This is a genomic window from Cupriavidus sp. SHE, from assembly GCF_000812445.1.
Lineage (GTDB): Bacteria > Pseudomonadota > Gammaproteobacteria > Burkholderiales > Burkholderiaceae > Cupriavidus > Cupriavidus metallidurans.
The window spans coordinates 61,134-77,023 of record NZ_JWMB01000019.1 but is presented as its reverse complement, the minus strand read 5'-3'; the positions used below and the strand labels follow the sequence as shown (position 1 = coordinate 77,023).

General features: G+C 65.8%; 11 protein-coding genes. 9 read left to right on the top strand and 2 right to left on the bottom strand.

Annotated features, from left to right (window positions below):
• Positions 1–93: 93 nt before the first annotated feature.
• Genes RN01_RS10300 through bamE form a run of 3 tightly spaced genes read left to right on the top strand, consistent with a single transcriptional unit; the run spans position 94 to position 6,796 of the window.
• The gene (locus tag RN01_RS10300; RefSeq protein ID WP_024569058.1) at positions 94–2,025 is read left to right on the top strand and encodes an autotransporter assembly complex family protein; all 1,932 of its coding nucleotides are present in this window, start codon (positions 94–96) and stop codon (positions 2,023–2,025) included.
• Complete coding sequence (locus RN01_RS10295; RefSeq protein ID WP_039016669.1) at positions 2,025–6,197, top strand: translocation/assembly module TamB domain-containing protein; 4,173 nt, start codon at positions 2,025–2,027, stop codon at positions 6,195–6,197. The genes RN01_RS10300 and RN01_RS10295 overlap by 1 nt, the downstream gene beginning before the upstream one ends.
• A gap of 50 nt (positions 6,198–6,247) precedes the next feature.
• Positions 6,248–6,796, top strand: coding sequence for an outer membrane protein assembly factor BamE (gene bamE, locus RN01_RS10290; RefSeq protein ID WP_008651770.1), 549 nt, complete (start codon positions 6,248–6,250; stop codon positions 6,794–6,796).
• A 72-nt stretch (positions 6,797–6,868) separates the two neighbouring features.
• Here the strand turns inward: bamE and metG are convergent, their stop codons facing one another.
• Complete coding sequence (metG, locus tag RN01_RS10285; protein ID WP_017511872.1) at positions 6,869–8,941, bottom strand: methionine--tRNA ligase; 2,073 nt, start codon at positions 8,939–8,941, stop codon at positions 6,869–6,871.
• 345 nt (positions 8,942–9,286) lie between these two features.
• Positions 9,287–9,922, bottom strand: coding sequence for an OmpA family protein (locus RN01_RS10280; RefSeq protein ID WP_008651772.1), 636 nt, complete (start codon positions 9,920–9,922; stop codon positions 9,287–9,289).
• A 353-nt stretch (positions 9,923–10,275) separates the two neighbouring features.
• Between RN01_RS10280 and apbC the strand changes: the two genes are divergently transcribed.
• From apbC to RN01_RS10250, 6 genes are all read left to right on the top strand, one after another.
• Positions 10,276–11,364: an iron-sulfur cluster carrier protein ApbC gene (gene apbC / locus RN01_RS10275; protein WP_017511873.1), complete on the top strand. Its 1,089-nt coding sequence runs from the start codon at positions 10,276–10,278 to the stop codon at positions 11,362–11,364.
• Between the two features lie 18 nt (positions 11,365–11,382).
• On the top strand, positions 11,383–11,919 hold the full coding sequence (locus RN01_RS10270; protein ID WP_011517337.1) for a DUF3305 domain-containing protein: 537 nt from the start codon (positions 11,383–11,385) through the stop codon (positions 11,917–11,919).
• Positions 11,920–11,928: 9 nt separating this feature from the next.
• Positions 11,929–12,549, top strand: coding sequence for a DUF3306 domain-containing protein (locus RN01_RS10265; protein WP_024569056.1), 621 nt, complete (start codon positions 11,929–11,931; stop codon positions 12,547–12,549).
• 103 nt (positions 12,550–12,652) lie between these two features.
• Positions 12,653–14,833 (top strand): 4Fe-4S binding protein, encoded by a 2,181-nt coding sequence (locus RN01_RS10260; RefSeq protein ID WP_017511875.1) that lies wholly within the window; start codon positions 12,653–12,655, stop codon positions 14,831–14,833.
• 57 nt (positions 14,834–14,890) lie between these two features.
• Positions 14,891–15,532: a molecular chaperone gene (locus RN01_RS10255; RefSeq protein ID WP_024569055.1), complete on the top strand. Its 642-nt coding sequence runs from the start codon at positions 14,891–14,893 to the stop codon at positions 15,530–15,532.
• Positions 15,533–15,672: 140 nt separating this feature from the next.
• A complete protein-coding gene (locus RN01_RS10250; RefSeq protein WP_008651781.1) occupies positions 15,673–15,888 on the top strand; it encodes a hypothetical protein in 216 nt (71 codons plus the stop codon).
• Positions 15,889–15,890 lie beyond the last annotated feature (2 nt).

Below are 15,890 nucleotides of genomic sequence, written 5' to 3'. Positions count from 1 at the left end.
GCCGCTAAAAGAATTTTGAAATTTGGTGTCGGACTGACGTGGCCCTTGCGGCGGTGTGGTCAAATAGCGACTTTGCGGGTAGACACCGACAGGATGAGGATTGACTTGGGCCACCTGGCCGGAATGGTCGCTGCTGGCAGGACGCCGACTAGCCACCGGAGTGCCGGGCGGGTTGCGCGTCTGGCCGGGCTCGTCCTGACGCTCCTGCTGGCCCTGCACGCGCCCCTCGGCCATGCCGCCAAGGCGGCCTACAAGGTGGAGATCGACGCGCCGGATGCGCTCAAGGGCATCCTGCAGGAACACCTCGATCTGGCCCGCTACACCGATCGCACCGACATTTCCGACGACCAGTTCCAGTACATGGTGGAGACCGTGGACGACCAGGTGCGCCAGTTCGCGTCCACCGAGGGCTGGTTCGATCCGGTGACCAAGGCCACCGTGGAAGGCGAGGGCGACAAACGGGTGGTCCACATTTCGGTCGATCCCGGCGCGCGCACGCTGATCCGCGCCGTGGATGTGCAGGTGACCGGCCCGGCCGCCACGCAGTCGCCGGAGCAGGTGGAGCAGATGCGCGCCAAGTGGGGATTGCCCGTTGGCGAACCGTTCCGGCAGTCCACCTGGGACAAGGCCAAGGAAGACGCCCTCGTGACGCTGCAGAGCCGCAGCTACTATGGTGCGAAGCTGGCCGCGTCGCGCGCGCGGGTCGAACCCGACGAACAGGCCGCCGATCTGTCCGCCCGGTATGAGAGCGGGCCGGCCTATATGCTCGGGCCGCTGGTGGTCGAGGGCACACGGCGCTATCCGGAGCAGATCGTCCGCAACGTGAACCCGCTGAACGTTGGTGAGCCATATCGCGTGGAGCGGCTGCTCGAACTGCAGCGCGCGGTCCAGAACCAGCCTTATTTCTCGAACGTGCAGGTCGACCTGCTGGAGCCGGCCGCTGCCGCTGCCAATGCCGAGGCCAAGGGCGAAGCAGGGACTGCCTCCGATGCCGCGACCGAGGCCGATGGCGCGACGACGACCACCAAGACCACCAAGGCCACGCAGCCCGATACCATCACGACTCCGGTGCGCGTGCGGGTGCGCGAGCAACCGCTGCATCGCCTCAATACCGGCGTCGGTTACACGACCGACACTGGCGCGCAGGTGAGCGGGCGGTACTCCTATTACAACCTGTTCAATCGCGCGTGGGTATTTGACTCACAACTCAGCATCGAACAGAAGCGCCAGTACGCCTATCTGGAAACGGCGATGCCGCCCGACACGCGTACCTTCCGCAACAGCATCTACGGCAGCTACGAACGCACGATCGACGTCGAAAGCACCGATCTGACGAGCTGGCGTGCGGGTCTGAAGCGCTCGCGCTCGCGCGACAAGTACGACACCACGTTCTCGCTGGATTTCTACTACGACAACCTGATGCCGTTCGGGGAGCCGGCCCAGATCTCCAAGGCACTGGTGCCGGCGTTTGCCTGGACGCGCCGCGATGTGGACAACCCCGTGTTTCCGCGCCGGGGCAACGTGATCAGCACGCAGATCGGCGTGGCGGGCAAGGGCTTCCTGAGCGATGCCACGTTCCTGCGTCTCTATGGCCGTATCCGGCAGTACATGCCCGTGGGCAACCGCGACCTGTTCGTGGCCCGTCTGGAACTCGGCGCGGATCTGACCAAGGCCGATCCGGCGCAGGTGCCGGCGTCGCTGCGGTTCCGGGCCGGTGGTACCGACTCGATCCGCGGCTACAGCTTCCAGTCGATCGGCACGCCCGAGGGCGCCGCCGTGGTGCCGGCGCGCTACCTGGGCACCGGCAGTCTCGAATACCAGCATTGGTTCAAGCCGGACTGGGGTTTCGCCGTGTTCTGGGACGCGGGTACAGCGTCGAACAGCATCAAGGGTGTCACGATCTATAACGGCGTCGGCGTGGGCGCGCGCTGGCGCAGCCCGGTGGGCCCGGTGCAGCTCGATGTCGGCTACGGCATCCAGCAGAAGCAGTTCCGTCCGCATATCTCATTGGGAGTGGCGTTCTGATGAGTATCCCGGACATGCCCCCTGTCCCGCGCGAGACGCCGAATGCGCCGCGACCACCACGTCCTCGCCGCCGCGTGTGGCGTGTGCTGGCATGGATCGTCGGCCTGCTGGTGTTCCTGGTGATCGCGGTTATCGGCACGGCCGCGTTCGCGCTGCATAACGAAACCGGTACGCGCCACCTCTGGGGGCTGGCCACACGGCTGTCGGCTGGAATGCTGGCTGGGCAGTTCGATGGTGGCACCGTGGCGAGCGGGCTGCGTCTGCATGACGTGGTGTACGCCAGCGGCGACACGCGCGTCGCGATCGACCGTATCGACAGCAGATGGAAGATGACATGGTCGCCGATGCGGCTGCATGTGGAATGGCTGCGCGTGGGCAAGATCGACGCCCGACTGCCGGCTTCCGAACCCAACACGCCGCCCGCGCAAATGCCGGCGACGCTCGAGTTGCCGCTCGCGATCGATATCGACACCCTCACGCTGGGCGAACTGTCGCTACTGCAGGGCCCGCCCGCTACGTCGAGTCCGCTGGTGCTGTCGGGCTTGTCGGGCGCGGTGCATTCGGACGGGCAGCGTCACCGCATCGTGATCGATCGACTGGTTACCCCCTACGGCAAGTTGCAGGCGAACGGTCAGATCGCCGGCCGCAAGCCGTTCGCGCTGACCGTCGAGGCGTTGGCGGAGGGCCGCTGGCAGGATGAGTCGTATGAGATGACCGCGCGTGTCGATGGCTCGCTGGAGACGCTGCACGCGCAGGTCGAAGCTAACGGCGACCGGATACGTGCCCGTGCCAGTGCCGATGTGACGCCGTTTGGCGAGGTGCCATTCACGCATCTGATGGTGGACGGCGAGCGCATCAATCCACGACTGTTCAGCGCGACCGCGCCGCAGGCGAATCTGAGTGTCCATGCGGACCTGCGTCCGGTGGCCCCGGCTGCTGCTCCCCCCGTGTCAGCGCCAGCCGCCCCTGCTTCTGCCCGTGCTTCAGCTTCTGCATCTGCTTCAGCGCCACCGGCCAGCGGCGCGTCCGCGAAGCCCACGGCAAACGCGACCGCGCCGCTGACCGTGGCGGGCGAAGTGACCGTGAACAACCTCGAACCAGGGCCGCTCGACAAGGAACGCCTGCCTGTCCAGAGCGTGCAGGCCCGCGTCGAGCTCAGCGAAGCGACACAGATTCTGAGCGACCTTCGCATCGCGCTGCTGGGCAAGGCCGAGATCGTCGGCAAGGGATCGTTGCATGAAGGGCGCGGCGGCTTCGACCTCGATGTGCGCCGGCTCGACGTGGCCGCGCTCTACACGAGCCTGATGCCGACGCGCCTGTCCGGCCCCGTGAGCCTGCGCCTCGAACCGGGACGCCAGAGCGTGGCCCTGGATGTGTCGGGCGGTGACATCAAGCTCTTTGCCAACGCGAGCGTCGACAAGGATGCGGTGACGCTGTCCACACTGCGGGCCGGGCTCGGCAGCGGAACGCTGACCGCCGACGGCAAGCTTGGTCTCAAGGACGAGCAGGCGTTCAGCTTCAAGGGCAAGCTGGCCGACTTCGACCCCGCGCGGCTGGCCAAGGTGGCGCCCGGGCGCATCAATGCAGACTTCTCGACGACCGGGTCACTGGCGAAGGTGCTGCGCGTGGCGGTCGATTTCGGGCTCAAGGAGAGCGAGTACGCGGGCCTGCCGATGACCGGCGGCGGCAAGGTGCGGCTCGAAGGCGAGCGCCTGTTGCCCAGTGAGGCGTCGCTGCTGATGGCCGGCAATCAGGTCAACCTGAGTGGCAGCTTCGGTGCGCGTGGAGACCGGCTCAAGGTCAACGTCGACGCGCCGCAACTCGATCGGCTCAAGTTCGGTGTGGCGGGCCGGGCGAAGCTTGATGCCGAGATCACGGGCACGCTCAAGCGCCCCGAGATCGTTGGCGACTACAGTGCCCAGTCGCTGGTCATCGGCCCGCACAAGGTGGCGAGCGCCAGCGGCCATGCGGAACTGCGTGGTGGGCTCGATGGCACGCTGTCGGCGCAGCTTAGCGCGCGTGACTACAGTGGCCCGCAGGCCAGCCTCCGCACGCTCGACGCCAACCTTTCCGGCACGCAAGTCAATCACACCTTCGACGTGAAGGCCGCCGGCTCGCTGCATGAGCACCCCATGCAACTGACACTGGCCGGGCAGGGCGCGTGGCGGGGCGATCAGGGCTGGAACGGCACGATCCACACCTTCGAGGAACGCGGCACCGTCAATCTCCGGCTGGCCGCGCCGACGCAGTTGCTGGTGGCGGACCAGCACATCCGACTCGGCCAGACCCGGCTGGTGCTGGACCGCTCGACGCTGAGTATCGACGGATTCGAATTTGATCACGGGCGCATCCACACGCAGGGCAACCTTGACGGCGTGCAGGTGGCCCATGTGCTGGAGGTGTTGGAGGCGCTGACGGGCGAGCCGCCACCGATCCGGTCGGATCTCGTGCTCGACGGCAAGTGGAATCTGAACCTCGCCGAGACCGCGACCGGGTTTGCCGAAATCCGCCGCCGCAGCGGCGACGTCTCGGTCAATGCCGGCCGGGGCTGGGCCACGCTCGGGCTGGGCGAAACCGCGCTGCGGGCGGAGTTCGTCGGCAATCGCATGACACTGCGTGGCGGCACCACCTCGCAGCGGATCGGCAAGCTCGATGTCGATGCGTCGGCGGGGCTGATCAGCGAGCAGGGTCTGCTGACGATTGGGTCGGCGTCCACGCTGGCCGGCACGGTGACCGCCGACATTCCGCGCCTGAAATCGCTGGAGGCCCTGAGCGGGCCGCAGTTCGCGTACGACGGGAAGATCGCCGCCGCGGTGCGCCTGGGCGGCTCGGTCGGCAGTCCGTTGCTGACCGGGACGGTCGATGGCAGCGACATCGCCGTCACGCTATACGACCTAGGCATCCGCCTGACGGATGGCGTGGTGCAGATCGCGCTGGACCAGAACACGGTGGAGCTCAAGCAGGTGCGCTTCCGTGGCGGCGACGGCACGGTGACGGCGACAGGCGCGGTCAAGCTCGGCGAGGCTGATCCGAACCTGACGGCCAAGATCGTGGCCGACAAGCTGCAGTTGTTCGCCAGCCCCGAGCGCACGCTGATCGTGTCCGGCGAAGCCGGCATTGCCAACGAGAATCGGAAGATCGCGATTCGCGGCAAGTTCCGCGTTGACCGAGGCCTGTTCGACCTGCCCAAGGCCGGCGCGCCGGTGCTTGGCGACGATGTCGTGGTGGTGCGCAGGCGCGACCAGCGCGAAGTGAAGACGGCTGCCACGCAGGCACCCGAGACCAAGCCAGCCAGTCGTTTCAGCCCGCTGATCGATCTTGCCGTGGATCTGGGCGACAACTTCCGCTTCCGTGGCGCCGGCGCCGACCTTTTGCTCGCCGGCCAGCTTGGCGTGCGCAGCGAGCCGCTGACGCCAATGCGCGCCACCGGCACGGTTCGCGTGGTAACCGGCACGTACGAGGCCTTCGGCCGCAAGCTGGAAATCGAGTACGGCTATATCAACTTCAACGGCGCGGTAGACAACCCGGGCATGAATATCCGTGCGATGCGCCGCAACCAGGAGGTGGAGGCCGGTGTCGAGGTGACGGGAACGGTGCGGTTGCCGCGCGTGCGGCTGGTATCGGAGCCGAACGTGCCTGACGAGGACAAGTTGTCATGGCTGATGTTCGGCTACGGCGCCGAGGGCGCCGGGGCGAGCCAGCAGAAGCAACTGAGCGGCGGGGCGCTCGGCGGCGCGGCGCTGGGCATGATTGGCGGCAGGGCCGGCAAGAACGTGGTGTCGCACTTCGGCATCGATGAATTCTCGATCGGACCGAGCACGGCCGGTCTGAGCGACACGCAGGTGGTGAGCGTCGGCAAGGCCGTGACCGACAAGATATCGGTGGGCTACGAACAGAGCCTGACATCGGCATCCAACGTGGTCAAACTGACCTGGGCCTTCTCGCAACGATGGTCGTTGCTTGCCAAGGGCGGTTCGATCAACGGGCTCTCGGTGCTGTTCAACCGGCGTTTCAATAGCTGGGGTAACCTGTTCTCCGGCGGAGGCGGGTCCGGCAGGCGCGCCGCCGAGGCAGCATCCGCGGCAGCCGCATCGGCCGCGGCGGCGGCCGCAGCCTCAGCTCCCGATACGGGCAAGCCCGCCGAAGCCCAGGACGACGCTACCCAGCAATGACATCCATGAAACTCCGACTCACTGACGCGTCACGCCGACGCCTTGCCGCCATGGGACTGATAGCCAGCCTGCTTGCCCTGTTTGGTTGCGACCAGCAGAAGGTCGACGAAGCCATGAAGAAGGCCGGCGACGCCGCGCGCGGCACGTGGAATAGCGTGAAACCCGACAGCCTGCTGTTCAAGGGCATCGAGATCGGCAAGTCCACCGAGGAAGATGTGCGCCGTCAGGCCGGCAAGCCCGAGATCGTGTGGGAAGAGGCAGACGGCGGACGCCGGCTGGAGTACCCGCGTGGCCCGGAAGGCACCACCACCTGGATGGTGACGACGGGCCCGGACGGTACCGTGCGCAAGATCGAACAGGTGCTGTCCGCCGAGTCGTTCTCGCAGGTGCGGCCCGGCATGAACAAGGACCAGATCCGGCGGATGCTCGGCAAGCCGACCAAGGTCGAGGCGTTCGCGCTGAAGCAGGAAGAGGTGTGGGGATACCGCTGGTATGAGAACCCGACCGAACGCGCGTTCTTCAACGTCCACTTCAACAACGACGGTATCGTTACCACGACGTCGCGAAGTGACGATCCTTCGAAGATGGGTGGCGGCTAACCAGGGTTGAGGGGGAGGTGGTGCCGGCGATCGGGGAGACCGCCGGCACGCGGGCCGGGAGGTTGCTACCGGTTAGCGGATACGCATGCCGGGCACGGCGCCGCTGTGCGGTTCGAGGATGTACAGACCCGGGTTGGCCTTTTCATCCGCGGCCGATGCAGCCAGGACCATGCCTTCGGACATGCCGAACTTCATCTTGCGCGGTGCCAGGTTGGCCACCACCACGGTCAGCTTGCCCACGAGTTGCTCGGGCGTGTAGGCCGACTGGATGCCCGAGAACACGTTGCGCGTCTTGCCTTCGCCCAGGTCTAGCGTCAGCTGCAGCAGCTTGTTCGAACCTTCGACCTTGTCGCACGCCACGATCTTCGCCACGCGCAGGTCGATCTTCGCGAAGTCGTCGATCGAGATCGTGTCGGCAACCGGCTCGATGGCCGAAGCGCCTGCTGCGCCAGCTTCGGCGGCCGGCGCTGTAGCCTGCAGCGAATCCCGGTTCGCAGCCAGCAGCGCATCGATCTGTTTGACATCCACACGCGTCATCAGGTGCTGGTACGGCTGCACCGGGCGGTCGGCGGAAAGCTGCTTGTCGATGGCGCGCCAGTCGAGCGGATCGACGTTCAGGAAACGCTCGACGCCAGCGGCCATGGTCGGCACCACCGGCTTCAGATAGATCGTCAGCAGGCGGAAGGCTTCCAGCGACACCGAGCAGGCGGCGTGCAGCGCATCGCGCTTGCTTTCGTCCTTGGCCAGTTCCCACGGCTTGTTGGTGTCGACGAACGCGTTGACCGCGTCGGTCAGGTCCATCACCAGACGCAGCGCCTTGCTGTACTCGCGGCCTTCATAGTACTGGGCCAGTTGCGGTGCGGCCTGGCGCAGTTGCTCCAGCAGCGGGTTGGCCAGCGCAGCCTCATTCACCTTGCCGTCGAAGCGCTTGACCAGGAAGCCGGCGGCGCGGCTGGCGATGTTCACGTACTTGCCGATCAGGTCGCTGTTCACGCGGGCGACGAAGTCGTCCAGGTTCAGGTCCAGGTCTTCCATGCTCGCATTGAGCTTGGCGGCGAAGTAGTAGCGCAGCCATTCCGGGTTCATGCCGGTATCGGTATAGCTCTGCGCGGTGATGAACGTGCCACGCGACTTGCTCATCTTGGCGCCGTCGACGGTCAGGAAGCCGTGCGCGAACACGTTGGTCGGGGTGCGATAACCCGAGAAGCGGAGCATCGCCGGCCAGAACAGCGTGTGGAAGTACAGGATGTCCTTGCCGATGAAGTGGTACTGCTCGGCCGTCGAGTGCGGGCCGACCCAGGCGTCGAAATCGATGCCGCGCTTCTCGGCGAGGTTCTTGAAGCTCGCGTAGTAGCCGATCGGGGCGTCGAGCCACACGTAGAAATACTTGCCCGGCGCGCCGGGGATCTCGAAGCCGAAGTACGGGGCGTCGCGCGAGATGTCCCAGTCGGACAGCGTCGAGGCTTCACCTTCGGCGCCCAGCCATTCCTGCATCTTGTTGCTGGCTTCAGGCTGGGCCAGATCGGCCACCCACTCGCGCAGGAACGTTTCGCAGCGCGGGTCGGAAAGCTTGAAGAAGAAGTGCGTCGACGACTTGCGCACAGGCGTTGCCCCGGAAACCACCGAGTACGGATTCTTCAGATCCGTCGGGACATAGGTTGTGCCGCAAACCTCACACGAATCGCCGTACTGGTCCTTGGCGCCGCACTTCGGGCATTCGCCCTTGATGAAGCGGTCCGGCAGGAACATGTTCTTGACCGGGTCGTAGAACTGCTCGACGTCGCGCTCGGTAATCAGACCCTCGGCCTTCAGGGCCAGGTAGATCTTCTCGCAAAGCTGGCGGTTTTCTTCGGCGTCGGTGCTGTGGTAGTTGTCGAACGACACCAGGAAGTTGTCGAAGTCGCGCTTGTGTTCGGTCCAGACGCGGTCGATCAGCTGCTTCGGGGTGATGCCTTCCTTTTCGGCGCGCAACATGACCGGGGTGCCGTGGGTGTCATCGGCGCCCACGTAGTAGACCTCGTTGCCCATCATGCGCTGGAAGCGCACCCAGATGTCGGTCTGGATGTACTCCACCAGGTGGCCGATATGGATCTGGCCGTTGGCATATGGCAGGGCGGAAGTGACGAGGATGCGGCGTGCTGTCATGAAAAGAGCCGTTCAGAGGGGTTTTGCGCCAGGAGCGCCGGCGGTGACCGGCAGGAGGCACGGGGGTAAAGGCGCTATTTTAGCAATTGCCCCGCGTCGGTGCGCGGTTTGCGTGTGGATTGGGCGCGAACGGGGGGCGAACTTGGGCCGAATTGGGGCGAATATCGCCGAAAACAGCCCGGAAACCGTTAATTCACGAGGCAAATGGGCAAAAAAAAGCGCCGGTTAGTCACCGGCGCAGCTTTCCACAACGGAAAAGGAGGAGAAATCAGGTACCGCCCGGGAGGTCAGCCACCCATCGCGAGCCAGCAACGGTGGCAAGCGGTACCTGAACTCTATGACTGGTCACCCAGAAATTGGTTTCAAGAAAATTTCGACGCGACGATTTTGGGCACGGCCAGCCTCGGTCGAATTGTCCGCGACGGGCTGGGTTTGGCCCCGGCCTTCGGCGCTCAGGCGGGTCCGGGCGACGCCACGGTCACCCAGGTAGCCGGCCACGCTCTGGGCGCGGCGTTGCGAGAGCTGCATGTTGTATTGCGGGTTGCCGGTGCTGTCCGTATGGCCAACGACGTTGGCCGACACGTCCTGGTGCTGCGCCAGCGTCTGGGCGACCTGGTCGAGCACGTTGCGGAACGACGGCTTGATCGTCGAGCTGTCCGTGTCGAACGTGACCTGGCTCGGGATGTTGACCTTCAGGGAGCCGTCCGGCTGCTCGGTGATCTGGGTGCCGGTGCCCGCAGTGTCCTTGTTCAGCTTGCCGCGGATGGCATTCCAGTTGTAACCGGTGGCGCCGCCGAGCGCGCCGCCCACTGCCGCGCCGACCAGCGTGCCAGTGGTGTTGCCGCCGATCAGGTTACCGATCCCCGCGCCTACCGCCGCACCGACTCCGGTGCCGACCGCCGTATTGGTCTGTTGTTCGGTGGCGCAACCCGCCAGGGCCGCAGCCGCGACGAGCGAGACGGTGACGAGCTTGAAATTCATGCTTTCTCCTTCTGGTGATTCCCGTAAATGTTTTGCCAAAGCCATCCTGCATGTTAACGCCTGGCGCGTAATGCCGCCCACTGGCAGTACAACTTTCATCATGCAATCAAAAACACTCAGGACGATCCCGCATACCGCCTGTCGGCACGCGGGATCCCGGGATTGGCGCACTACAATAGGCATATGGCGGCGCGCGCACAAGCCCGAGACTGTGAGAGATGTAATTGTCTGTAATTCCGCACTCGGCAAAGGGGTTTCCCGGCGGCGCAGGCCACAAGACCATATCGTGTGGGCGACTTTGTTAGCATTGCGTGCCTCAACCCCACATATCCATATTAGAAGCGGAGTCTGTCTTGAGTCTCACCATTGAACAGGTAACCGAAGTCCTGCGGACCGTGATCGACCCCAACACGGGCAAGGACCTCGTGTCCACGCGCTCGGCGCGTAACGTGCGAGTCGATGGCGGCGACGTTTCCGTGGAAGTGGAGCTCGGATACCCCGGCAAGAGCCAGTTCGAGCCCATCCGCAAGCTCGTGATCGGCGCGCTGCGCAATCTGCCGGGCGTAACCAACGTCAGCGTGGCGATGTCGATGAAGATCGTCGCCCACGCGGTGCAGCGCGGCGTCAAGTTGCTGCCGGGCGTGCGCAACGTGATCGCCGTGGCCTCTGGCAAGGGCGGGGTGGGCAAGTCCACTACCGCCGTGAACCTGGCGCTGGCGCTGGCCGCCGAAGGCGCGCGCGTCGGCATGCTGGACGCCGATATCTACGGCCCGAGCCTGCCGATGATGCTGGGTATCGACGGCCGGCCCGAGTCGACCGATGGCCAGACCATGGAGCCAATGGAGGGTCATGGCCTGCAGGCCAACTCGATCGGTTTCCTGATCGAACAGGACAATCCGATGGTATGGCGCGGCCCGATGGTCACGTCGGCCCTGGAACAACTGCTGCGCCAGACCAACTGGCGCGACCTGGACTACCTGATCGTCGACATGCCCCCGGGCACGGGCGACATCCAGCTCACGCTGTCGCAGAAGGTGCCCGTCACGGGCGCCGTGATCGTGACGACCCCGCAGGACATCGCCCTGCTCGACGCCCGCAAGGGCCTGAAGATGTTCGAGAAGGTCGGCATTCCGATTCTCGGCATCGTCGAGAACATGGCGGTCTACTGCTGCCCGAACTGTGGCCATGTCGAACACATCTTCGGCGAGGGCGGCGCGGAGCGGATGAGCACCGAGTATGGCGTGGACCTCCTGGGCAGCCTGCCGCTGAACCTGTCGATCCGCGAGCAGGCCGACTCCGGACGCCCGACCGTCGTGGCCGAACCGGACAGCCCGATCTCGACGATCTACCGCGAAGTGGCGCGCAAGGTGGCGATCAAGGTTGCCGACAAGACGCGCGACATGAGCAACAAATTCCCGAGCATCGTCGTTCAGAACACCTGACCTTCACCGGAGCCCGCCGTGGACCAACCCGCTGTTCCCGAGCCGGAAGCCTTGCCCGCTGGCAGGCCGTCGGTGACGATGGCGGTGGTCATGCGCCGCGTTGCGCTGACCAACCGCTGGCAACCCTGGAAGTGGGAGCTCGATGCCGTGCTGCCGGATCTCGGCGAGTTCGGCACGGCGCCGAAGCGGCTCGACGCGGACGAGCACGGTGAGCACTGGGCGCATCCCGGCTATGCGGTCACGCTGTACCGCGACGAGGGTGAGGGCTACTACCTGAACCTGACCTCCACCGCGCCATGCTGGTTCGTGCTCTGGCGCATGGCCGAGGAGCCCGACGAGGATGGCGAGACGCGCCCGGTGCCGGTTACGGTGAGCCTGTCGTATAACGAGGCGGGGCGCTGGCTCGACGCAGGCGAGAACGTCGAGAACGTGCCGCTGGAGCCGGAGCAGCGCGCGTGGCTCCAGGCGTTCACGGACCAGCACTATCGGCCCGAACCCAAGAAGCGGCGCCGGCCGGAATCGTTCAAGGCGCCCGAAGAACGTGCGCGCTATTGAGGGATGGCGATGAGCGACGGCGATAGCTCTTTCCTGTCCCGCTGGTCGCGCCGCAAGGCGGCGGTCCGCGAGGGCAAGCCCGTGCCGGAGGAACAGGTACAGGAACAGGTACAGGAACAGGTACAGGCACCGGCTGTGTTGCCGTCTTCCATCGCGACATCGCCGGATGTGGCAAAGGCTGTTCCAACGCCCGCCGCATCCCCTGTACCCATGCCGACGCTTGCGGACGTGGCCGTGCTGCGCCCGGGCGACAACATCGCCCGCTTCGTGGCACAGGGGGTTGACGAGTCCGTCAAACGTGCGGCATTGAAGACCTTGTTCGCCGATCCGCACTTCAACGTGATGGACGGGCTGGACACTTACATCGACGACTACAGCAAGCCCGACCCGATCCCGCCCGAGATCCTGCGCAAGCTGCGGCAGTCGGAGACGCTGGGGCTGTTCGATCCGGTCGAGGAGGCCGAAGACGTCGCGGAAGTCGCGGAAGTCGAAGAGGCTGGAAAGGCCGTGGATGACGCGGCGGCTCCGCAGGCAGCGCAACCCGGACAGGGTCAGCGCGCAGCAATGGCCGAGGAGCCCACGGCCTCGTCCGAGCCGGACGAAGATCCCGCTGCGGACAAACACGCGTAGCCGCTGACCCGGCACGGGCCTAGAATAGGCCACTCCCACAAATCCGCCGACGCATGATCCTTCCGCGACGAGAAGGCGCGCATCGGCCGCTGCGCAAGTCCAAATGCCGACGCTGATCTGCAATTGCAATGACACCATGCCGCTCGACGGCGCGGCGCTGGCCAAAGCCAGTGGCGGTAACCAGGATGCGACGCAGGGCACCGCGCCGCTGACGGTGCATCGCCTGCTGTGCCGCCGCGAGATCGGCGATTTCCGGAAGGCGCTCGATGGCACGGACGACGTGATCGTCGCGTGCACGCAGGAAAGCCCGCTGTTCACTGAAGTGGCCGCGCAAACGGCCAGTGAGCAAGGTGTGATGACCGCGCCGGTCCGCTTCGTCAACATTCGCGAGACCGGTGGATGGTCGGCCGGGGCGAGGCGCGATCCGGCCACGGCCAACGCCAAGATCGCCGCGCTGCTTGCGGTGGCGGCGTTGCCCGATCCTGATCCGGTGGCCACGGTCGATTACCGCTCCGAAGGCACGGTACTGATCATGGGACCCGCAACTCGCGCGCTGCCGTGGGCGGGTCGCCTCAGTGAGGCGGGGCTCGATGTGACCGTGCTGCTGGGCCAGGCCGACGGCGTGGTGGACAGCGGCGCGAATCCGGCGGATCGCGCGTGGCCGGTTCACAGTGGCAGGCTCGCGTCGCTGGCCGGCTGGCTGGGCACGTTCACTGCCACCTGGGAGACTGGTGCCGGCAAGAGCAATCCGATCGACCTGGATCTCTGCACGCGCTGCAACGCCTGCATTGCGGCCTGCCCCGAGCAGGCGATCGACTTCAGCTACCAGATCGACCTCGACCGTTGCCGAGATCATCGCGAATGCGTGAAAGCGTGCGGTGCGGCGGCGGCTATCGATTTCGATCGCCCGGCTGCGACCGAATCGGGCCGGTTCGACATCGTTTTCGATCTCAACGATTCACCGGCTTTCACGATGCATCAGCCGCCGCAAGGCTATCTGCATGCGGGTGGCGATGTCGCGCGCCAGTACGCGCTGGCACTGACCGCGCAACAACTGGTCGGCGAATTCGAGAAGCCGAAGTTCTTCCGCTACAAGGAAAGCCTCTGCGCCCACGGCCGCAACCAGACCACGGGCTGCACGGCTTGCATCGATATCTGTTCGACGCAGGCAATCAGTTCGCACTGGCGCGACGGCAAGGGCCGTATCGAGGTCACGCCGAACCTGTGCATGGGCTGCGGCGCGTGCACGACGGTTTGCCCGAGCGGTGCCATCAGCTATGGCTACCCTGGCCCGGAGACGTTTGGCGAACGCCTGCGCACGCTGGTGACCACTTACAGCCGTGCCGGCGGCCGTGATGCCGTATTGCTGATCCACGGCGCGGAGCACGGTACGCCAGCCATCCTTGCGCTGGGTCGCGCCGCGCGGGCCGGCCAGGCACGGGGCGTGCCGCCGAACGTGATTCCGGTTTCGGCATTCCATCCTGCCTCGACGGGCATCGAGTTGTGGTTGGCTGCCCTGTGCTGGGGTGCGGGCGGCGTGGCAGTGCTGCTGACTGGCGACGAAGCGCCGCAATACCGTGCGGCGCTGCGCGAGCAGATGGCCGTGGCCCGGACGATCCTGGAAGGCTTCGGCTATCGTGGCCAGCGGCTGGCGCTGGTCGAGGCGAGCGACGTTGCCGGGCTCGATGTGGGGCTGGGCGCAATTTCCACGTCGGCCGAACCGCTGAGCCCGCTGCCCGTCGCGGGATTCCGCGCCGCGCTGGCCAAGCGCGAGACCCTGGATTTCGTTGTGGATCACCTGGCGCGCAATGCTCCGGTGCCCGCCGAAACGATGGCGCTGCCTGCGGGCGCGCCGCTTGGGGCCGTGCAGGTCGACACCGCCCGCTGCACCCTGTGCATGGCCTGCGTGGGCGCGTGTCCGACGCAGGCACTGCGCGACAACGCCGAGCGGCCCGTGCTGGCCTTTGTCGAGCGCAACTGCGTGCAGTGCGGGCTGTGCGAGAAGACCTGCCCCGAGGACGCAATCACGCTGGTGCCACGTTTGCTGGCGGGCGATGCCGCGCGCCGGCCCGTCACGCTCAACGAGACCCAGCCGTTCCATTGCGTCCGTTGCGGCAAGCCATTTGGCACGGCGCAGATGGTGGAATCCATGCTGGTCCGACTGGCTGGCCACCCGGCGTTTGCCGGTGCGGCGGCTGAGCGGCTGAAGATGTGCAGCGACTGCCGGGTCATCGACATGGTGGAAAAGGATAGCGGCGCAGCCACGGGCGCGACGCTGCAATAGGGCAGCGCACGGCATAGAGCCCGACAGAAGGGATAAACGGAAGGGATGCATCACAATATGAGCGATTTCCAGCCGATTCAGCTTACCGCCCAGGCGCCGGCGCACGGCGAGCCCGATCCTGAGGACACCGCGCGCGCCGATCTTTATGGTCTGCTGGCCACGCTGTTCTATCAGGCGCCCGATGCGACGCTGTTGCACCATATCGCGGCCAATCGCGCGTCAGGTGCAGATGCCGATACCGTGCTCGGTCGCGCGTGGAATGCGTTGTGCGACGCAGCATCGATCACGACCGCCGCGGAAGCCGCGGACGAATACGCCCAGCTGTTCGTCGGCGTCGGCAAGCAGGAGATCTTTCTCTACGGCTCGTTCTATCAGGCCGGCTTTCTCAACGAGCGGCCATTGGTGGCATTGCGTGACGATCTGGCCCGCTACGGGCTCACGCGGCACGATAACGTCAGCGAAACCGAGGACCACGTGGCCGCGCTGTGCGAGGTGATGCGCTATCTCGTGGCCGGCGATGACCTGGCGGTGTCGAACCTCGGCGAGCAGCAACGCTTCTTCGCCCGGCATCTGCAGCCTTGGGTGGACCGGTTGTGTGACGCCCTCGAGAACCATCCGCAGGCCCGCTTCTACCGCAGTGCCGCAGGACTGTTACGCGCGTTTTGCAGCGTCGAGGCTGTCGCGCTCGAGATGCACTGAGCGGGGGCGCGGTCGGGGTTTGTCCGATATTTACCGATTTTGCGGCCGCGCGCGTGGTCATTCGGTGGTGTTGCAACTAGAATATGCAAAACACGTCATAAATAAATCATCCATCGGTACGGCATAGCCGAGGAGTCCTCATGGAAGATAAACAACCCCGGGTCGCACGTCGCACCTTTCTGGCAGGTGCCGGCGTGGTTGCCGCAGCCGGCGCCGCCGTTGTGGCCACGCGCGGACAGCCCGCGCTTGCCGAGGCCGTCGCCGCCAAGGCCGAGCCCGCCGATCCCGCGCCGGGCAGTGATGGCTACCGGGTCTCCGCCCATATCCGCAAGTACTACCGGACCACGCTGGTTTAGGC